General features: G+C 35.5%; 15 protein-coding genes and 2 tRNA genes. 12 read left to right on the top strand and 5 right to left on the bottom strand.

Annotated features, from left to right (window positions below):
- The first annotated feature begins 209 nt into the window (after positions 1-209).
- Positions 210-530, top strand: coding sequence for a DUF805 domain-containing protein (locus D0817_RS15850; protein ID WP_127339357.1), 321 nt, complete (start codon positions 210-212; stop codon positions 528-530).
- 336 nt (positions 531-866) lie between these two features.
- Here the strand turns inward: D0817_RS15850 and D0817_RS15845 are convergent.
- Together D0817_RS15845 and D0817_RS15840 are read right to left on the bottom strand one after the other, a co-directional pair.
- A tRNA-Gly gene (locus D0817_RS15845) sits at positions 867-939 on the bottom strand.
- Positions 940-1044: 105 nt separating this feature from the next.
- A tRNA-Gly gene (locus D0817_RS15840) sits at positions 1045-1117 on the bottom strand.
- Positions 1118-1684: 567 nt separating this feature from the next.
- On the opposite strand from D0817_RS15840, the gene D0817_RS15835 reads away from it, so the two are divergent.
- Complete coding sequence (locus D0817_RS15835) at positions 1685-3277, top strand: L,D-transpeptidase family protein (protein ID WP_127339356.1); 1593 nt, start codon at positions 1685-1687, stop codon at positions 3275-3277.
- On the opposite strand, the gene D0817_RS15830 is transcribed toward D0817_RS15835, so the two are convergent.
- Positions 3266-3988, bottom strand: a complete 723-nt coding sequence (locus D0817_RS15830; protein WP_127339355.1) for a murein L,D-transpeptidase catalytic domain family protein — start codon at positions 3986-3988, stop codon at positions 3266-3268. The genes D0817_RS15835 and D0817_RS15830 overlap by 12 nt on opposite strands.
- Before the next feature lie 328 nt (positions 3989-4316).
- On the opposite strand from D0817_RS15830, the gene D0817_RS15825 reads away from it, so the two are divergent.
- Entirely contained in the window at positions 4317-6743 is a 2427-nt protein-coding gene (locus D0817_RS15825) for a DUF5916 domain-containing protein (RefSeq protein ID WP_127339354.1), read from the top strand.
- A 140-nt stretch (positions 6744-6883) separates the two neighbouring features.
- A complete protein-coding gene (gene gpmI, locus D0817_RS15820) occupies positions 6884-8401 on the top strand; it encodes a 2,3-bisphosphoglycerate-independent phosphoglycerate mutase (protein WP_127339353.1) in 1518 nt (505 codons plus the stop codon).
- A gap of 157 nt (positions 8402-8558) precedes the next feature.
- On the opposite strand, the gene D0817_RS15815 is transcribed toward gpmI, so the two are convergent.
- A complete protein-coding gene (locus D0817_RS15815) occupies positions 8559-9812 on the bottom strand; it encodes a DUF445 domain-containing protein (protein ID WP_127339352.1) in 1254 nt (417 codons plus the stop codon).
- A gap of 270 nt (positions 9813-10082) precedes the next feature.
- On the opposite strand from D0817_RS15815, the gene map reads away from it, so the two are divergent.
- The 8 genes from map (at position 10083) to D0817_RS15775 (ending at position 19844) form a co-directional block, all read left to right on the top strand.
- On the top strand, positions 10083-10901 hold the full coding sequence (map, locus tag D0817_RS15810; RefSeq protein ID WP_127339351.1) for a type I methionyl aminopeptidase: 819 nt from the start codon (positions 10083-10085) through the stop codon (positions 10899-10901).
- 58 nt (positions 10902-10959) lie between these two features.
- Positions 10960-11334 (top strand): GxxExxY protein, encoded by a 375-nt coding sequence (locus D0817_RS15805; RefSeq protein WP_127339466.1) that lies wholly within the window; start codon positions 10960-10962, stop codon positions 11332-11334.
- Between the two features lie 81 nt (positions 11335-11415).
- Positions 11416-12189: a class I SAM-dependent methyltransferase gene (locus tag D0817_RS15800; protein WP_127339350.1), complete on the top strand. Its 774-nt coding sequence runs from the start codon at positions 11416-11418 to the stop codon at positions 12187-12189.
- 129 nt (positions 12190-12318) lie between these two features.
- Positions 12319-15228 carry a DEAD/DEAH box helicase gene (locus tag D0817_RS15795; RefSeq protein ID WP_238160891.1) on the top strand — a complete coding sequence of 970 codons (2910 nt, stop codon included), beginning with the start codon at positions 12319-12321 and terminating at the stop codon, positions 15226-15228.
- 83 nt (positions 15229-15311) lie between these two features.
- On the top strand, positions 15312-16571 hold the full coding sequence (locus D0817_RS15790; RefSeq protein ID WP_127339349.1) for a type IX secretion system plug protein: 1260 nt from the start codon (positions 15312-15314) through the stop codon (positions 16569-16571).
- Positions 16572-16652: 81 nt separating this feature from the next.
- Complete coding sequence (apaG, locus tag D0817_RS15785) at positions 16653-17039, top strand: Co2+/Mg2+ efflux facilitator ApaG/CorD (RefSeq protein ID WP_127339348.1); 387 nt, start codon at positions 16653-16655, stop codon at positions 17037-17039.
- Positions 17040-17192: 153 nt separating this feature from the next.
- On the top strand, positions 17193-18818 hold the full coding sequence (gene pruA / locus D0817_RS15780) for an L-glutamate gamma-semialdehyde dehydrogenase (RefSeq protein WP_127339347.1): 1626 nt from the start codon (positions 17193-17195) through the stop codon (positions 18816-18818).
- Between the two features lie 294 nt (positions 18819-19112).
- Positions 19113-19844, top strand: coding sequence for a hypothetical protein (locus D0817_RS15775; RefSeq protein WP_127339346.1), 732 nt, complete (start codon positions 19113-19115; stop codon positions 19842-19844).
- 128 nt (positions 19845-19972) lie between these two features.
- Here D0817_RS15775 and rsmG read toward each other — a convergent pair whose 3' ends face one another.
- Entirely contained in the window at positions 19973-20602 is a 630-nt protein-coding gene (gene rsmG / locus D0817_RS15770; protein WP_127339345.1) for a 16S rRNA (guanine(527)-N(7))-methyltransferase RsmG, read from the bottom strand.
- Positions 20603-20648 lie beyond the last annotated feature (46 nt).

Raw genomic sequence — 20648 nt, 5'->3', positions numbered from 1 at the left:
ATTTTATTGCTCTGAATTATATTTGCCGAAAATTCTGGAATTAAGTCGCGTTTACATCAAAATTCAGTGCATTTTCAAACCAATACAATATTCAATTACTATCAAAAATATTTGGCTTGACCAATTCCCACAGTAGAGTTGTATTACTATAAAAACAAGGTGGACTTCGAAAAACCAAAGAGTAGAATAAAATTAAATTACAAACAAAAATGAATTATGTAGTAGAAACTTTTAAAAAGTACGCAAGCATTAAAGGCAGAGCGAGAAGAAAAGAGTATTGGTATTTTATATTATTTTACTTTATTGTAGCATTTGCTCTTAGTTTTATCATCCAATTAACCGGATTAACAATCCTGCAATTTCTATCATTAATACTTTTACCACCAGTAATAACAGTGGGAGCAAGAAGAATGCAGGACATAGGAAAGCCCTGGTGGTATTCACTTATTCCGATCTACGGCTTTATTTTAGCAACCAAAGAGGGTGACAAAGGTTCAAATGCATATGGCTCAGATCCTAAAGCTTTATAATCAATAGATTTTTTCAAAAGTTTTTATTCAAAGCAAAAGAAGCTTTTTACTATAATTGAAAAAAGCTTCTTTTAAATAACTTATCTTCACAATTACCTTCCTTATAAATCAAATTCATCATATCTGATTAGCTAAATATACTAGCTTTCATATATCAAGAATGAACGATCAAAACATAGTAAGGCTCGAAAAATTCAATGACAATTATTCCGTCTTAGATACTGAGTTAAATTATTGAGTCGACAAGTTCAGGCTCCACTTATAATAACTTACATCACTTATATGGTAAAAAAAGCAAAAAAAAATCCCCAAACAATTTGTTTGAGGATTTTGAAGAGCGAAAGACGAGGCTCGAACTCGCGACAACCAGCTTGGAAGGCTGGAGCTCTACCAACTGAGCTACTTTCGCATTAACAGGGTGCAAATGTAAACAATTAAATCATTTAAAAAAATAAAAATCAATAATTATTTAACTTTGATAAAAAAACCGAAACAATTAAGTTTCGGTTTTTAGAGCGAAAGACGAGGCTCGAACTCGCGACAACCAGCTTGGAAGGCTGGAGCTCTACCAACTGAGCTACTTTCGCATTACTGGTGCAAATATAAAAAATAAGTTAAGTTCAAAACAAGCTTTTTTTCAAAAAAAATCAATTAAAAATCACAATTTCCCATAACCTATTTAAAATTAAAAAGTTATATATTTATTTTATTTCAACAAAACATGAATATCATTAGAGAAATACCATGAAAAGAAACTTATATCGCACGCCACCCCGTTTTTAGAATAGGAAAACCGACAGAAAGTTGCGACTTCGAAGGTGACCATTAGAAACCACACATCATTTTGGCTTATTTTTTGACAGTGATTTAACAGGAATTATTTCGTTATACTCAAAAATCAGCAGTACCTTTGCCGAAAAAAGTCCGGCTCCGGTTCATAAATAGGAGTTTTAGAGCTACATCAGAAAAAATTATTGGCGAATCTCTGGTAAAACATTGCGAAAATTATTGCTTAAAAAAAATATAATCCTGATTGGGTTTAACGCAAAAACAGCTGCTGTTGAATTTTATCAGAAAATGAATTACAAACCGTTCGCGAAGCATTTGAGATCAAAGATGTTGGCGAACATTATTTACGTTTAAAAAATTATAACATGAAGAAACTTTCTCTTTTATTGGTATTATGCATTCTGATCGGCTGTAAAGACGACAAGCCAAAAGCTATTCCTGTAAAAAAAAGTCAGCCAGCAATCATACTCACTGATGAAAGAACAGTTCAAATCGATACTGCAAAAATCAATGCTTTTAAAAGCGAGACACTCAAACAATTTTATAATTCTTCTGACAATAAAACGGTGTGGGGAAATCTTAAAAAAAGAACTTACATTTTATCTTTATTAAAAAAATCTGATGAATTAGGCTTAAATCCAAGCGATTACAAAATAGAAAAACTCGAAAAACTCGAAAAGAGAATTGGTTTACTCAGCGATTCTGATTTAGTGACGTATGACATATTGCTTACTTATAATTTTGAATTATATCTGACGCATTTGTATAAAGGAAAATTAGACCCAAAAAAATTATATGGCAACTGGGATCTGGCAGAGAAAACTTTTGATATAAACAACGCGCTGATAAAAGCATTCAATAAAAACAAACTGGACAGTATTGTGGATAATTTTCAGTCTAAAGCAGACACTTATAAGCAATTACTGAAAGCCCTTGAAATCATTAATACTTTTCCGGAGGATAAAATCGGGACTATTGAATCTGCAGAGAAAATAACGTTACATGATACCAATCCTGCTGTAGTAAACATCAAAAAAAGACTTTTATTCTGGAAAGACATGTCGGGAAGAAGCGACAGCCTTACCAAAATTTACGATCAGAAAACTTTCGAAGCGATCAAAAAATTCCAGGAAAGACATGGCTTGGCTGCTGATGGGGTAATTGGGGCAGGAACCATAAGTGCCTTAAATTTTTCCAAAGCCAAAAGAAAGGAGCAAATCATTGCCAATTTAGAACGCTGGAGATGGTATAATAATGAATTTGCCAAAAATTATTTTATTATCAACATTCCGGATTACAGTTTAAATGTTGTAGAAAGCAAAGACACTACCCTGGTCCGAAACGTAGTCGTTGGCACCAGTAAAAGAAGAACACCGGTTATAACCTCGAAACTCAAAACGGTAGTTTTTAACCCCACCTGGACGGTTCCTCCTACTATCCTAAAAGAAGACGTGGTTCCGGCAATGAAACGCAACCGAAACTATCTGGCGAAAAAGAACATTACCATATATGACAGCTCCGGAAATGTGGTAGAACCTTCCGCGTGGAATGAAAAGAATCCCGGTAAATACCGCTATGTGCAAAGTCCGGGTTATAACAATTCGTTAGGGTTAATGAAAATATTGTTCCCAAACCATCACAGTGTGTACCTGCATGATACCAATCACCGTAATTATTTCGAAAGAAGCAACCGTTCGTTAAGTTCCGGATGTGTGCGTATCGAAAATCCGCTGGAACTGGCACAGCATATTTTAGACTCGTCAGATCAGTCGGTAAGCTGGTCGAAGGAAAAAATTGACTCTATTATTGAGACTAAAAAAACAGTCAATATTAAAATCAGAAAAAAATACGCGTTATACCAATGGTACTGGACGGCATGGAGCAAAAAAAATCAGCTCATTTTCAGAGCTGATATTTATAATTTAGATTCGGATTTGTATGCTAAATTAAGAAATTAGCTTTTCTTCCATCGCAAAACTTCTTGAGGGATGGTAGATATACAAACATGATTTATTTTTGATTACTTCAATAATTTTATTCGTCAATTCAACAGGAAGAGCGGGACACCCCTGACTTCTTCCTAATCTTTTATTACTATTGATAAAAGATTCAGATACATAATCAGCACCATGAACAACTACGCCTCTTTCACGTGCCTTGTCATTAACACCTCTTTCCAAACCATCTAAACGCAATGAAGCACCATGTTTTCCCTGGTAAATCTCACCAGTGGCATAAAAGCCTAAGCTGCTTTTGAAAGATGAATTTAAATTTGAAAATGTTGAAGCAAATTCTTCTCCCGTATTTCTTCCGTGAGCTACAAGAGACTGAAACAAAATTGTATTAGTAGTCAGATCAATTACCCAAAGACGTTTGGTATTTGATGATAAACTAAAATCAATTAAAGTTAAAATATCTTTCTGAACAACACCTCTCTCTTTCAGTAAGTAAAAACCTTTTAAAGCTTCAGAGAAAGTCTTAAGTTCCGGTAACGAACAATTGTTGGTTTTCAATGTGCTGTACACATTTTCAATTTTACTGTCGATTGTAAGTTTTTCAACCTTAGCAATACTCTTTGTAGTTACCTTTTTTAATTCGATTGTGTTTTTTGAATCTTTACCAAAAGACAATAGTAAAAACACCAATAATGGATAAATTTTGTAAATCATTGAATTCCTTTAGGTTAATAATAAATTTGGGTAAGGCAAAAGTATAAAAAAAATGCAGTAGACAAAATAAAAGTCTGTTAATCAGTGCATTTTTGTCTAAACTTTAACAATTCTGAAACAAAAAATTAGCAAAAAACCACAAAATGGTAATTTTTACGAAATATTTACTTACAAAAATTGAAATCGGGATTTAAATTCTATAACTTTTTCTGAAAATAGTATACATTTGTTTCCTGATAATACTCTAGATTAAAGTGTAACAATTATGAAAAAAGATTGTCTATTACTCCGACGGTCTCTTATCCCAAAAATTACGTTTTAAAATCACATGAAAAATTTAGTCCTTTTTACTCTTTTTCTTTGTTCATTTTGCTCTTACGGTCAAAAGAAAACTTTGCAGGCACAGCAAATTTTGCAAAGTATTTCAATAGATGGAAAATTAGAGGAACCGGAGTGGAAAAATGCCGCTATAGCTTCAGATTTTGTTATGTTTGATCCTGATAACGGAAAATCAATTCCTGAAGGAAGAAGAACAGAAGTCAAAGTTTTATATAATAATGATGCGCTTTATATTGGTGCCGTTATGTACGATGATGATCCCGGTAAAATACTAAAGGAAATTTCGCAAAGGGATAATTTTGGAACGGCAGATATTTTTGGTGTTTTTATTAACGGCTTCAATGACGGTCAGCAAAACTTTGAATTCTTTGTGTCTGCTGCCGATGTGCAGGGAGATTGCGTCATGACCGATGCCAATGGTGAAGATTATTCCTGGGATGCTGTCTGGATTAGTAAAGCTGTACTTACTGACACGGGATGGACGGTAGAAATGAAAATCCCCTATGCTGCCTTGCGTTTTTCGGAAGAGAACAAACAAACCTGGGGAATTAATTTTTTCAGGGAAATAAAAAGGGAACGAAAAAAATACACCTGGTCGCTAATTGATACCAAAATTGGCACTTTTACCCAACAAAACGGGAATCTGGAAGGAATTGAAAATATCAAACCTCCTACCCGATTGTTTCTTATGCCGTATGCTTCCTATTATCTGAATGCTGCTGATGGCCAGAAAACGTACGGTACCATGAAAGGCGGAATGGATATCAAATACGGTATTAATGATGCCTTTACGCTTGACGCCATCCTGATTCCTGATTTCGGACAGGCAAAATATGATGATCAGATTTTGAATCTGGGTCCTTTTGAACAACAATTCAACGAAAACAGAGCTTTTTTTACCGAAGGAACAGACCTTTTCAATAAAGGAAAAATGTTTTATTCGAGAAGGATTGGCGGTAAACCTTCTGTTGAGCCGGATTTAAAGGATAATGAAGAAATAATTGAAAACCCGCAAAATGTAAATCTTATCAATGCTTTGAAAGTTTCGGGAAGAACCAAAAAAGGACTTGGAGTCGGGATTTTAAACGCTGTAACAGAAAAAACATTTGCCACGATAAAAGATACCGTAACCGGCGAAACCAGAAAAGCAATTATAGAGCCGTTGATGAATTATAATGTCCTGGTTCTGGACCAGCGATTTCGTAAAAACTCTTCGGTAACCTTTATCAATACCAATGTGACGCGAAATGGCCATTTCAGGGATTCTAATGTGTCAGGTTTGGCGTGGGATTTAAACACCAAAGCAAATACCTACAATTTATCCGGAAACGTCAAGTACAGCACAATCAATGATACTGAAGACAAAAAAGGACTTTATTCCACCATTGGCTTTGCAGAAACCAGCGGAAAATACCGTTACAGCGTAGGTAGTGATTTTGTTACTAAAAATTTTGATCCCAATGATCTTGGAATTAACTTCTACACCAACTATTACAACTTTTACGGGAATGCCAATTACAGGATTTTAAATCCGACGAAGCTTTTCAATTCTTTCAAAATCAACTACAATATGTATGCGGAATTTAATAAAGAATCCGGAAAAGTTCAGGAAAACAACATAGAGGCCAATCTAAACCTGACAACCGTTAAAAACAATTATTATGGAGCGGGAATAGCCTTTTATACAAAAGGAAATGATTATTACGAACCAAGGGCAGATAACAGGTATGTCATTATTCCGGCAAAAATAGAAACATGGGGAAGTATTTCTACCAATTATAACCACAAATTCGCCCTGGATTTAAATCCTTCTATCACCGTTTTTGATGAAAACGAACGAATGGATTATGGTTTTGATATTGGTCCGAGATATCGTTTCAGTGACAAGCTTCTCTTAACGTATACTTTTAGTTTTTTCAGGAAAAACAACAATAAAGGATACATTGACAGTTTTGACAATGACGCCAATGAAAATACAACGGATGCTATTGTTTTTGCCAATAGAAACGTAATTACCTACTCTAATATGTTAGGGGGAAAATATGCTTTAAACAGTGCCATGACACTAAATCTGTCCGTTCGCCAATATTGGTCTTATGCCGAGAACAAAGACATTCTGCAACTGCAACCTGACGGAACTTTAACTTCATATCCGCAATACACCAGCAATAAAAATTCGAGTTTTTATTCGTGGAATACCGATTTATCGTATTCGTGGTGGTTTGCTCCGGGAAGTCAGCTTTCTGTTCTGTATCGAAATAATGCTTCTAATTTCGAACGTGTTATTGATAAGGAATTCAAATCCAGCGTTACCAGTTTATTGAACAATGACGTGCTAAAACACATTTTTTCTGTAAGTGTCAAATATTTTATCGACTATAATGCTGTCAAAAATAAGATTAGAAACAGAGCTTAGTCTGAATTAATTTTAAAAAATAAAGACTTCTATAATTAAATTAGTATTTTTAAATACAGTTCATTTTATAAAATACAATTGTAACCTGCCCTTAATGCTGCATTTTATAAATGGTTTATCTTTGTAGAAAACAAAAAATAATGAACAAGAAAGTAATCCTTATGATTTTAGACGGTTGGGGAAAATCTCCTGACCCTAAAGTATCTGCAATAGACAATGCAAATGTTCCCTTTATAAACAGCCTTTACCGAAATTATCCCAGTGCCCAACTTAGAACTGATGGTTTAAACGTTGGTTTACCCGAAGGACAAATGGGAAACAGTGAAGTAGGTCACATGAATCTTGGAGCAGGAAGAATTGTATACCAGGATTTAGCCAAAATAAATTTAGCGGTAGCACACCAGACACTTGCCAAAGAACAGGTTCTTGTTGACGCTTTTACCTATGCTAAGGAAAACAATAAAAAAGTACATTTCCTGGGATTAGTATCTGACGGAGGAGTTCACTCTCATACATCGCACCTCCGTGGCTTAATTGACGCTTCGCAGGAATATGGTTTACAAAATGTTTTTGTTCATGCTTTTACAGATGGTCGTGATGTTGACCCGAAATCGGGAGCAAAATACATTCATGACTTAGAAGATTATATTAAAGATACTCCGGTAAAGATTGCGTCTATCATCGGCCGTTATTATTCGATGGATCGTGACAAGCGATGGGAACGTGTAAAACTAGCCTATGATTTGCTGGTAAATGCTAAAGGAACCCCGTCTCATAATGCGGTTGCAAGTATTCTTGACAGTTATGCCAACCACGTAACGGATGAATTCATTGAGCCAATTGTGATGGTTGATGAGCAGGAACAGCCGCTGGCAACTATTATCGAAGGTGATGTTGTCATTTTCTTCAATTTCAGAACGGATAGAGGGCGCGAACTGACAGAAGCTTTATCCCAACAAGACTTTTACGAGCAAAACATGCACAAAATAAACTTGTATTATGTTACGCTTACTAACTACGATGAAACGTATCAAAACGTAAAAGTGGTTTACAATAAAGATAATATTACCGAAACGCTGGGTGAAGTTTTAGAGAAAGCGGGTAAAAAACAAATTCGTATTGCCGAAACAGAAAAATATCCACACGTGACATTTTTCTTTTCGGGAGGAAGAGAAACTCCTTTTGAAGGCGAATCAAGAATTTTAAGAAACTCTCCAAAAGTAGCGACTTATGATTTACAGCCGGAGATGAGTGCTTTCGAACTAAAAGATGCACTTGTTCCTGAATTAAACAGAGGCGAAGTTGATTTTGTCTGTCTGAATTTTGCAAATGGTGACATGGTGGGACACACCGGAATCATGAGTGCTGCAATTCTGGCTTGTGAAGCTGTTGATGCCTGTGTAAAAGGAGTAATCGAAGCTGCCCTGGCCAATGATTATACCACAATTGTTATTGCCGATCACGGAAATTGCGAAACAATGATCAACCCTGACGGAAGCCCAAATACGGCACATACCACGAATCCTGTGCCTATTATTTTGGTTGACAAACAACTGAAAAATATCAACGACGGTGTTTTAGGAGATATCGCTCCAACTATTTTAGAGTTAATGGGCGTTCAGCAACCAGCTGCAATGACTTGTCATTCGCTGTTGTAAAAAACACTTTTTGAAGTATAAAAAAAGAGACAAATTTTAGAATTTGTCTCTTTTTTGTTTCTATCATCACGTGATATCATCCTGAGCGAAGTCGAAGGCTTGTAACACAGAAGGGCTTCGACTTCGCTCAGCCTGACAATCTGTTTTGAACAACATTTTAAACCATAAAATAGTGATACATCCATTCTACACTATAAATGACGATACCGATTAATCCGCCCACCAAGGTACCGTTGATTCTTATATACTGAAGGTCTTTTCCGATTTCCAATTCTAATTTTTCAGAAACTTCTTTTCCGTCCCAGCTTTTTACCGTGGAAGAAATAAGATCTCCAATTACTTTTTTGTTATTGAGCAGAACCGACAACAAATCGTTTTTGATAAAATTATTGATTTTGTCAATCATAACTGCATCTTCTTTCAGTCCGTTTCCAAAACTCTGAATCAAACCGGAAATATTATTTTTAATGGAAGACTCATCCCCTTTCTCCAAATCCTTTGTGATGGATAACTTAATCTCATCCCAAATTCCGTTAATATAATCCTGAACTTCTTTCTTTCCTGCAAAATCAAGAATCATATTATTAATTTTTACTCTCATCTCTTCCGAGTTTTTAACTTTATCCAGAAAATCATAAACGTATTCATCTATTTTAATCCTAATGTCACTTTCAGGATTTTTAGCTTCATCCAGAAACTCCTGCAATCCGTTAAAAATACCTTCTGAAATACTTTTATCGGCTAAACCGAAACTCAAAAAAGGCGTTGATTCTTTCACTTTTTTCCGAATGAGATCTTTATTATTACTTAATTCCCCACTCATCACTTCCAGCAAATTGGTGAGCAGCTGGTCTTTAACATTTCCTTTCTGCAAAGGTTCCAGGGCCAGTGCAACCCAGTTCCCAAAATTTATAGATTGCAGTTTTTCCGCAAACTGTACCTGAATGAATCTCTTAACATCTTCATCTTTGATCGTTTTCAGAATTCCGGGAATCATATTTACAGCAACCAGATTGGCAATTTTGTTGGCATTCTCTTCCTCGGATAACCAATCAGAAGCTTTGGTGGCAAAATTGAATTCTTCCAGTTTAATTTCTAATTTTTCCCGGTTCAGAAATTCTTCCGAAACAAAATTTCCCAGGTTCTCCCCAATCTCATTTTTTTTGGTTGGAATAATAGCCGTATGCCAGATCGGAATGCCCAGCGGATGGCGAAATAAGGCCACCACGGCAAACCAGTCGGCAATTCCGCCTACCATTGCCGCTTCGCTAAAAGCCTGTAACATGGGAATTTTAAAATAAATGGCAATTATAAATAGCAGCACTGCAAAACCTAAAAGTGCCAAAGCATTTCGTTTCATTTTCCTTAAAGCGATGACTTTTGATATATCCTGATCCGTAGTAGTTTTCATGATTGTAAACGTTTTTACTACTAATTTACGTTTTTTCTGTCAAATAGTAAGCCGAAAGTGCGTTGCTTTTTTAAGGACAGTAATGAAAATTAAAAAGGTCCGTCACGAATTTCACTAATTATCACTAATTATTGTAGGTGTAAATTTTGAATGCAATGCGATTCCTGAAATTCAATTATTCTATTAATATTCAATTCATGCTAATTCATAAAATTCGTGGCTAAAAATTTATATTAAAATTGTACTTTTGCGAACTGAAAATCCAAAATTATGATTATTGTAAAATCACGTGAAGAAATTGAATTAATGCGCGAAAGTGCCTTAATCGTATCTAAAACATTAGGAATGATTGCCTCTGAAATCAAAGAAGGCGTTACCACATTATATCTTGACAAATTAGCCGAAGAATTCATTCGTGATCACGGTGCAACACCTAGTTTTTTAGGATTATATGATTTCCCTAATTCACTTTGTATGAGTCCGAACGCACAGGTCGTACACGGAATTCCTAACAACACACCTTTAAAAAGCGGTGATGTTATCTCTGTAGATTGTGGTGCTTATAAAAATGGCTATCACGGAGATCACGCCTATAGTTTTGAAATTGGAGAGGTTGCTCCGGAAACTAAAAAGCTTTTACAAATTACAAAAGAATCTCTTTACGTTGGTATCAGGGAATTTAAAGCCGGAAATCGCGTTGAAGATGTTGGAAATGCCATTCAAAAATATACTGAATCTCATGGTTACGGAGTTGTTCGCGAATTAGTAGGTCATGGTTTAGGACAGAAAATGCACGAAGAGCCGGAGATGCCAAACTACGGAAAACGTGGACGCGGTAAACTTTTCGTAGAAGGAATGGTCGTTGCTATCGAACCGATGATCAACATGGGAACCAGAAACATCAAACAGCTAAAAGACGGCTGGACAATCCTCACTGCCGACGGAAAACCAAGCGCCCATTTCGAACACGACGTTGCCCTGATCGATGGAAAACCGGAAATCTTATCGACTTTCTATTACATCTATAAAGCTTTAGGAATCGAAAGTACCGAAGAAGATGAATTTAGACAAGTTCCGTTGGTATTATAACACAAATTCCACAAATTAGCACGAAATAATATATTGTTGAAATTTCACTAAATGAATGATGAGTGAATTATATTTAAAGGAAGAGTCTTATAAAATTATTGGAATTTGCATGGAAGTCCATAAAATTTTAGGGAAAGGACATAGTGAAAAAGTTTATAGTGATGCTCTGGAATATGAGTTCCAAAGAAATGAAATTCCTTATAAAAGGGAATTAAAATACAACATCGCCTATAAAGACATTATATTACCAAGCTACTATTTTGCAGACTTTGTTATTTATGATGAAATTATTTTAGAATTAAAAGCAATTGCAGCACTATCAACAAGTGAGATTAAACAGACATTGAATTATTTAGCTGCATCAAAAAATAAATTAGGTTTATTGATCAATTTTGGAGAAGATAGCCTAAAATATAAAAGAATAATACTTTAAACCCAATCAAGGTTCGTGAAATTTCACACATGCAATTAATCCGTGCTAATTTGTGAAATTCGTGTTCAAATTTATTTAACCGTGAAGAAACTTTTTAAACTAGTACTTAATACAATACCACGCCCACTATTAATTCGTTTGAGTTATGTGGCCCGTCCGATTTTGGCTCTATCGTTAAAAGGAAATAAATACACTGATCCGATTGACGGAAAAAGTTTCAGGATGTTTTTGCCTTACGGATATGGCAAACAGCGTCCGAATGTACTTTCGCCCAGCACACTTTCGTTAGAAAGACACCGTTTACTCTGGCTGTACTTAAACGACCAGACTGATTTTTTTACAGCTCCTAAAAAAGTGCTGCATTTTGCTCCGGAACAGGCTTTTTATAAAAGATTCCGCAAGCAGAAAAACCTGGATTACACCACAACCGATTTACTTTCGCCGTTGGCAGATGTAAAAGCAGATATTTGCAATTTACCTTTTAAGGATAACGAATACGATGTGATTTTATGCAATCACGTATTGGAACATATTCCGGATGATACCAAAGCCATGCAGGAATTGTACCGCGTCCTGAAACCGGGCGGAATGGCCATCCTTCAGATTCCGCAGGATTTATCCAGAGCGACTACGTTTACTGATGATTCTATTACAGATCAAAAAGAACGTGCGGCTATTTTCGGGCAGTACGATCACGTTCGTGTATACGGGCGCGATTATTTTGATAAATTGAGAAGTATTGGTTTTATCGTAATTGAAGAAGATTACACCAATAAAATCGCAGCCGGACTGGTAGAAAAATATTGTCTGGCAAAAGGCGAAATTATTCCGCTTTGTTTTAAACCGGAGAACTAAACCATCTGACTTTTTTTAAAACCATATAGGTCATGTAAGTTTCATTTAAGCCTGAAGCAAAAATTTATAATTCCTTACATGACTTATATGGTAAAAAAATATTTTCCCAAATTCCAACAGAAGTAAACCGTGACCCTGGATCTTACAAAATCATTTCAGTTTTGTTTTGACATAAGTTTTGACAAAAATCTGAATACTCATATTCCAACAGCTTACATTGTTGAAAATACCAGTGAAATTAAGTATTTAGACAAAAAAGCAAGCACGACTGTGCTCGAGAGCTTTGGAATCGTTTTTGAGAATTTAAATTCCAATTCAAAAAAAATACTAACGGTTTGTGAAGCTTTAAAGCCTGAATTTATTTTCAAAAAATTCAGTACAAAAATCAAATCTGCAAAAACAATTGCTGACCTGCAAAAAGATTCCAAAATTGATTTTGCCATCCGCCAGCATTTAAAAATAAATTTAGATTCGTTTTACAATTTGATTGTACAGGAACAGTTTCCGCTATCGCTTAACATGGGAGCCGAAAAGGATTTTTACCGCTCCAGAGTTGCTGTAAATTCGCTTTGTTTTGAACCTCAGATTCGTTTTAACAAACATGAGGAAGGAATTACATATACGTTATCTTTAAAAGAAAACGATACCATATTTTCACCTGTGAACAGCAGTGTCGAAATACTGCTGGATGAGCCGGGCTGGTTAATTATCGATAAAAAATTAGGCCAGCTGAAAGAGCTTAATGCTAAAAAACTTTCGCCTTTTCTAAAGAAGGAGTCCATCGGGATCCCTTCCAAATTAGTAGATGATTATTTTAAGAACTTCATTCCCCAAATCGCCAAAAAAATAGATATCGAAGCCAACGGTTTTGAAATTGAGCATCGTGATCAGATCATTTCCTGCACGATTCAGCCGGTTTATGATTTTTTCAAAAACTGTTATTACCTCAACCTTTATTTTGATTATAACGGCTATTTGTTTGATGCCTGCAAAACAAAGAAAACACATTCTTTTGTTGATTTCAGCGTTGCCAATGAACCGAAAATAATTCAGTTCAGACGCAGTCCTGATGAGATCTTATATATAGACAAATTACTTGCAATTGGCTTAACAAAAGTCAAAAACGATTTATTTGGATTGCATTCAGACACCGAAATCCCTGATACTTATAGTAATATCCAATTCGTTATTGACCGCAAAGAAGAACTGGAACGTTTAGGGTTTACCATCCGGAATTTAAAACTGGAAAGCAGGGAAATCAGTACAGAAACCCATACCATTTCAGCTTCAAAAGAGGAGACAAAAGAAGACTGGTTCGACATTAAAATAATCATTACGATTGGAACTTTTACGATTAACTTCAGGGAAATCATTCCGAACATAAAAAGCAGGGAAAGGCTCTTTTTACTGCCTGACGGAAACTATTTTCTGATTCCTTCCGAATGGCTCAGCAAGTATAGTTCGCTCGCAAAACTGGCCAAAACGGAGAACGGAAACCTGCTTTTGCGTAAAAGTAATTTTACTGCTCTGGATAGGATTCCGGAAATCAAAAACGAGGTAATTGATGAAGCAGAATACACCTCTTCTGATTTGCTAAAAGCAACTTTGAGACCTTACCAGATTGAGGGCGTAAAATGGCTTTTAGGTCATTTTAACTCGAATTTAGGCGCCTGTCTGGCTGATGATATGGGACTTGGAAAAACATTACAGACCTTAGCCGTACTCGTTGCGGTGCAGGAACAGCTAGGATTTACCACTAAAACCACGAATTTTGATTTGTTTCAAAACGAAACGGTTATTGAAAGAGAACCTTTGAAAGCCCTGATTGTTTTACCTTCTTCACTGGTTTTTAACTGGTATAACGAGGCATTAAAATTTACGCCGCACTTTTCAAAAATGCAATATGTGGGGAACGACAGAAAATTATTAGTGAGCCGATTAGAAACATCCGATTTAATTTTTACCAGTTACAACATTGTGCATCGTGATATTTCAATTTTAGAAAAATATAATTTCCGTTATTTAATTCTGGATGAAAGCCAGTACATTAAAAATAAAAACTCCAAAATTTTCAAAGCCATTACTAAAATAAATACGGCTCATAAAATGGCGCTGAGCGGTACGCCTATTGAAAACTCACTGGACGATTTATGGTCGCAAATGCAATTTATAAACCCGGATATTCTGGGCAGTTATGCGTTTTTTGCAGAAAATTTTAAAATTCCGATTGAGAAAAAGCAGGATGAAAATAGTTTGTCTGAATTAAAGAACCTGATTCATCCTTATATTTTAAGAAGAACGAAAGAACAGGTTTTAAAAGACTTGCCCGAACTGTCAGAACAGATTTATTATTGCGATATGGATCCTGAACAGGAAAAATTATATGAAAAAGAAAAATCAAAGGCACGGAATTTTTTACTGAAAACAGATGGCTCGAGCGCTGACAAAATCAGCATTATCAACACGCTGATGAAATTAAGACAACTGAGCAATCATCCAAAAATGATCGATCAGGATTCTGAAATCGATTCTGGAAAATATCTTGCCGTCACCAATTATCTGGAAACTTTGGTACAAGAACGGCAGAAAACGATCATTTTCAGTTCCTTTGTAACCAATTTGAGTTTTTACACGAATTGGTGCAAAGAAAATAAGATTGGATTTTGTGAAATTACAGGCGCAACTCCTGCCAGTGAAAGAGAACGCCAGGTTAATCTGTTTCAGGAAAAGGACGATCCTTTGTTATTTTTTATATCACTCAAAGCAGGTGGTGTCGGACTGAATATTACCAAAGCTTCTTATGTTTTGTTCTTAGATCCCTGGTGGAATCCTTTTGCTGAAAAACAAGGGGTTGGAAGGGCACATCGAATTGGGCAATTGAATAAAGTTAATGTGGTTCGGTTTATTTCGAAAAATACAGTCGAGGAAAAAATAATCAAACTGCAGGAAAACAAAAAGCTGTTGTCCGATTCCCTTTTGGAAGAAAGTTATATCAACGACGAAATCGAAGTTAACCTGGAATACATTTTGGGTTCTTAATTAGTTGTTTTCAAAACCAAATAAGATCACTTCTCATTACATGGTATAAATTCTTATATTTACAATCTTACAACCTAAATAAGATGTCAAAATTTTTGTTTCAGAACCTGCTTTTGTTTTTCATTTTTGCTTCGGTGACTGCCCAGGAAGTACAAACCGAAGTTGCGCCGCCATACAATATCAAGACGGTTTCCTTTGTTCAGAATGGTGCAAATGTTATTCCTATATTTGAATTAGGCGCTACTTTTGAATTACAATTTGATGACTTGTTTGGCAGTGAAGCCAATTATTACTTTGACATCACGCATTGCGATTACAATTGGAAACCAACCGATATTCCGAAAACGGATTATATTCGTGGATTTGATAACCAACGAATTACTGATTATTCCAATTCCTTCAATACGCTTCAGATTTATTCGCATTACCGACTTGCTTTCCCCAACCAGTTTACCAGTCAATTGAGAATTTCAGGAAATTACATGCTTAAGATTCTAAATGAGGACAGAGAAGTGGTTTTTTCGAGAAAATTTATTTTATACGAAGAACGTTCCACCGTAGCTGTCCAGGTAAAAAGAACAAGAAACCTCAGCAATATCGATTATAAGCAGAATCTTGATTTTTCGATACTCTCCAATGACATTGTTTTTCAGACACCTTTACAAAATATAAAAGTGCTTTTGCTGCAAAATGGTGATTTCAATACAAGCATTAAAAACATTGTACCGCAGTACACAATTGGCAATCAATTGGTGTACAAGTACGATAAGGAAACACAATTTTGGGCTGGAAATGAGTTTCTTTATTTTGAGAATAAAGACATCCGCTCTGCAAGCAATAATGTGGGCAAGGTGGGTTCTAACAGTGACATTTATAATTCTTATTTGTATACCAATCAGGCAAGGGCCAGTCAGATCTATACTTTGAATCAGGATGTAAACGGAAACTTTGTGGTAAAAAACATAAACGCATCGAATAACCAGATCGAAGCTGATTATGCGTGGGTTTATTTTACGCTTTCTGCCCCTGCTTTCCGGTTAAACAAAGACATTTACATCACAGGAATGTTTAACAATTACAGCTTAACTCCGGAATACAAAATGGATTATAATGCCGATAAAGGAGTTTACGAAAAAGCGCTAATGATCAAACAGGGTTTTACCAATTTTGAATATAAGATTGCAGATAAAAAAGGAGTTATTGATTACGAAAATGCGATTGATGGAAACTTCTACCAAACCGAAAACGAGTATATCATACTGGTTTATTATAAGCAAAGTTCAGATCGTTATGAAAGAGTTATCGGAAAAGGAAATGCTAACTCCATCAATATCACCAACTAAAAACATTGTTAAAGGATTTCGGTCAAAGGATTTTTTTTTGTAAGTTTGCAACTATAACACACACATATATACGACGTTAGTATGGTTTCTCAGATAACACGAGGCATAAAAATATCTGTTTTAACTAGTTTTGAAGGTACTTACTTCAAAAACTACAAGATCCACTTTGCCTTTAGTTACGTGATAACAATCGAAAATCACAGTAAAGATTCTGTTCAGCTGACCTCTCGTCACTGGGAAATTTTTGACTCATTAAACGACATTGAAGTTGTTGACGGAGAAGGCGTTATTGGCAAGAAACCCGTTTTAAAACCAGGAGAAAACCATACGTACAGTTCCGGCTGTTTATTATCATCTCCTTATGGAGCCATGAAAGGTCATTTTAATATGATTAATTTCACGTCTACAAAAACATTCAAAGTAATTGTTCCTACTTTCAGAATGTGTGCTCCGTTTGCGTTAAATTAAATCTTATTTAAAAACTATATTCTTATAGTTATCTTATTCACAAAACTATCAAATTATTAATTTATCCTTTGTACTTTTGTGCAGCGTTAGATTATTCGTAACAAATCAAATCTTCTAACCGTTAAATTGTCTAATTATCTAATTTTAAATAACATGCTAAAAGGATTCTTTCATGTACCAAAAGCGGTAAACGAGCCAGTAAAAGGATACGCACCCAATTCACCAGAAAAAGCAGCTGTTCAGGCCGCTTATACTACAATGTGGAACGCTAAAATTGATGTTCCTTTATATATTGGAAGTGAAGAAATCAAAACTGGAAATACTAAAAAAATCTCAGCGCCCCACGATCACAAACATATCGTAGGAACGTATCACCTCGCTGAAAAACAACATATCGAAAAAGCTATTGCCAATGCACTTGAATCTAAAAAAGCCTGGGCAGACATGGCGTGGGAACAACGTGCGGCTATTTTCTTAAAAGCAGCAGAACTTATTGCAGGTCCTTACAGAGCCCGCATTAATGCTGCAACTATGATCGGTCAGTCTAAAAATATTCATCAGGCAGAAATTGATGCTTCTTGCGAATTGATCGACTTTTTACGTTACAACGTAGAATTCATGACACAAATTTACAACGATCAGCCAAAGTCGGATTCATCTGTTTGGAATCGTTTAGAATACAGACCTCTTGAAGGTTTTGTTTACGCCATTACTCCTTTTAACTTTACGGCAATTGCTGCAAACCTTCCGGCCAGTGCGGCTATGATGGGTAACGTGGTAATCTGGAAACCAAGTGACAGTCAGGTGTTTTCTACAAAAATCATCATCGAAGTTTTTAAAGAAGCCGGCGTTCCTGATGGCGTTATCAACGTTGTTTTTGGTGATGCTTTAATGATTACTGACACTGTTCTGGCAAGTCGTGATTTTGCAGGAATTCACTTTACAGGTTCTACGCATGTATTTAAAGATATCTGGGCTAAAATTGGCGCAAACATTCACCACTACAAAACATACCCAAGAATTGTTGGGGAAACTGGCGGTAAAGATTTTATCATTGCACACCCAAGCGCTAATGCTAAACAAGTTTCTACCGGAATTACCCGTGGTGCATTCGAATATCAGGGTCAAAAATGTTCTGCAGCTTCAAGAGCTTATATTCCGCAAAGTTTATGGCCAGCTGTTAAAGAACAACTAATTGCCGATGTAAAATCTTTTAAAATGGGTTCTCCGGAAGATTTCGAAAACTTCATTACGGCAGTGATTCACGAAGGTTCTTTTGATAAATTGGCCAGTTATATTGATCAGGCTAAAAAAGATGCTGATGCTGAAATCATCGTGGGAGGAAATTACGATAAATCGGTAGGTTACTTTATTGAGCCAACCGTTATTGTAACTACAAATCCTAAATATACTACAATGGAAACCGAATTATTCGGACCCGTAATTACTATTTATGTATACGAAGATGCGAAATGGGAAGAAACTTTAGAACTGGTTGATACTACTTCTGAGTATGCCCTGACAGGAGCCGTGTTTAGCCAGGATCGTTATGCTATTGAAGTGGCAACTACGAAATTGCAAAATGCTGCCGGTAATTTCTACATCAATGATAAGCCAACAGGAGCTGTGGTAGGAATGCAGCCTTTTGGCGGAGCAAGAGCTTCCGGAACTAACGACAAAGCAGGTTCTGCATTGAACTTATTGCGTTGGGCTTCTCCAAGAACTATAAAAGAAACTTTTGTAACTCCGGAAGATTACAGATATCCGTTTTTAGGATAATAGCTAAAATATAAATAACTAAAAACCCGTAAGCTGAAATTAGCTTACGGGTTTTTTATTTAAACTACTTTTTGTGTGCACGCTCAATATTCATGTAATCTTTTTCTTATTTTAATAATTATTAGTCACTTATAATTGAAAAAAAACCTTATTTTATTATTTTAAAAACTTTTACGGACATATTCAAAAGATTACTAAAGATAATTTTGCTATTAATTGTAAACGAAACAATTGTATATACTTTATACCATGTTTATAAACCGAAATTAATTTTAATAAAAAATGAGTATGACTATGAGAAATTTAAAAAAAGCACCCAAAGTAATTCAAAAATCAAAGTGTATTAATCACATTATTGATTACAAATGGAATGAAAAAATCATGTCCGGATTATTGGATCCGTCAGAGGGAAATGACGGACTTGACTCTACACTAAATAAGATTGGCCATAAAGCTGCAATAGGGTTGACGGCATCATTACTGGAATGGATCTACTGGCGTTTTAAAGAATACACAACCATGTCTGATGACTTATACCAGCGTATTGAAACACTATGGTATTCTGTTGAAAATCATGAAGACAGCAAGCCCTTACTTTTTGATCCCGAACTCGATATTCCTATTTCCGGATTTATAAACGGTCCAATGTGGGTTGCACTTATGAATGTCAGAATGATTGACGTGTTATACAAAAAAGGATCCTCTATGCTTCAGAGCGAATTGGTTGGCTTAGTACTCTTAGTGCGACATATAACACCTAAGAAAAAGAAATTTGACAAATGGCTGGAAAGTACACTTTCTAAACTCGCCAATCAATTTCCCAATCAAAATGTGCAAATCGAATTTTCTGAAGATGCCGTTTACGACTCGTCTGCTGAGCCTGTGGTTTGCCGTGAATTTTTCTTCCAATCCACTTTTACATATTCTAATGAAGCAGCGAAATTGGCATTAAATGATTTTATCCTACATATTGATTACGAAATAAATTCATTTTGCAACAACAAGAAAAAATTTGTAAATGGGTAAATTATACACTAAAAATTTAATGCGGAATATTCTCTGAGAGTAAAAATCTACAATAAAAAAACCGAATCTAAATTTAGATTCGGTTTTTTTATCCAAACTTCAGCGTGGAACTTTGAGACCTGAACTTTTTAAGCCTGAAACTTCAAAGGCAAATGCACTACTTTTTTGGTTTCGAAAAACTCGTCTTCAAAAATAGCAGACAAATCATAAAGTGTTGCTTTTGGAAAATCTTTGAGTTCTTCTGTCAGATCTCCACCTTTAAGATATAGAATTCCGTTTTTCAACGTGTGTTTGTGTTGTTTCCTGATTTTGTCTTTAATCCACGAAACAAAATCCGGCATATTGGTTACGGCGCGGCTTACAATAAAATCAAAATCACCTTTTACCAGTTCGGCACGTTTTTGTTCTGCCTTTACATTTTTTAATTCCAGGGCATCAACAACACCCTGAACGACTTTTATTTTTTTAGCAATGACATCAATTAGGTAAAAACGGGTTTCCGGAAAAAGAATCGCCAGCGGAATACCGGGAAATCCTCCACCGGTTCCCACATCCAGAACAGTTGCTCCCGGTTCAAATTTCATGATTTTTGCAATTCCAAGGGAATGCAGGATATGTTTTGTATATAAGGCATCAATATCTTTACGTGAAATAACATTGATTTTTTCATTCCAGTCGTGGTATAAAAAGTCTAGTTTTTGAAATTGTTCGATTTGAATGTCGGTCAAATCAGGAAAATATTTCAGAATCTCATCCATTGCTCTATTTTTTTAACAAAAGTAATACTTTACGATTGAAATATTT

It is taken from the genome of Flavobacterium cupreum (genome assembly GCF_003996965.1).
In the GTDB taxonomy this organism is placed as follows: Bacteria; Bacteroidota; Bacteroidia; order Flavobacteriales; family Flavobacteriaceae; genus Flavobacterium; species Flavobacterium cupreum.
This window is presented reverse-complemented; position numbering and strand designations above follow the sequence as displayed.

What these genes read in the sequence shown, in the direction of transcription:
- D0817_RS15850 (WP_127339357.1), top strand. Translation starts at nt 210, where the DNA reads ATGAATTATGTAGTAGAAACTTTTAAAAAGTACGCAAGCATTAAAGGC.
- D0817_RS15835 (WP_127339356.1), top strand. Translation starts at nt 1,685, where the DNA reads ATGAAGAAACTTTCTCTTTTATTGGTATTATGCATTCTGATCGGCTGT.
- D0817_RS15830 (WP_127339355.1), bottom strand. Translation starts at nt 3,988, where the DNA reads ATGATTTACAAAATTTATCCATTATTGGTGTTTTTACTATTGTCTTTT.
- D0817_RS15825 (WP_127339354.1), top strand. Translation starts at nt 4,317, where the DNA reads ATGAAAAATTTAGTCCTTTTTACTCTTTTTCTTTGTTCATTTTGCTCT.
- gpmI (WP_127339353.1), top strand. Translation starts at nt 6,884, where the DNA reads ATGAACAAGAAAGTAATCCTTATGATTTTAGACGGTTGGGGAAAATCT.
- D0817_RS15815 (WP_127339352.1), bottom strand. Translation starts at nt 9,812, where the DNA reads ATGAAAACTACTACGGATCAGGATATATCAAAAGTCATCGCTTTAAGG.
- map (WP_127339351.1), top strand. Translation starts at nt 10,083, where the DNA reads ATGATTATTGTAAAATCACGTGAAGAAATTGAATTAATGCGCGAAAGT.
- D0817_RS15805 (WP_127339466.1), top strand. Translation starts at nt 10,960, where the DNA reads ATGAGTGAATTATATTTAAAGGAAGAGTCTTATAAAATTATTGGAATT.
- D0817_RS15790 (WP_127339349.1), top strand. Translation starts at nt 15,312, where the DNA reads ATGTCAAAATTTTTGTTTCAGAACCTGCTTTTGTTTTTCATTTTTGCT.
- apaG (WP_127339348.1), top strand. Translation starts at nt 16,653, where the DNA reads ATGGTTTCTCAGATAACACGAGGCATAAAAATATCTGTTTTAACTAGT.
- pruA (WP_127339347.1), top strand. Translation starts at nt 17,193, where the DNA reads ATGCTAAAAGGATTCTTTCATGTACCAAAAGCGGTAAACGAGCCAGTA.
- D0817_RS15775 (WP_127339346.1), top strand. Translation starts at nt 19,113, where the DNA reads ATGAGAAATTTAAAAAAAGCACCCAAAGTAATTCAAAAATCAAAGTGT.
- rsmG (WP_127339345.1), bottom strand. Translation starts at nt 20,602, where the DNA reads ATGGATGAGATTCTGAAATATTTTCCTGATTTGACCGACATTCAAATC.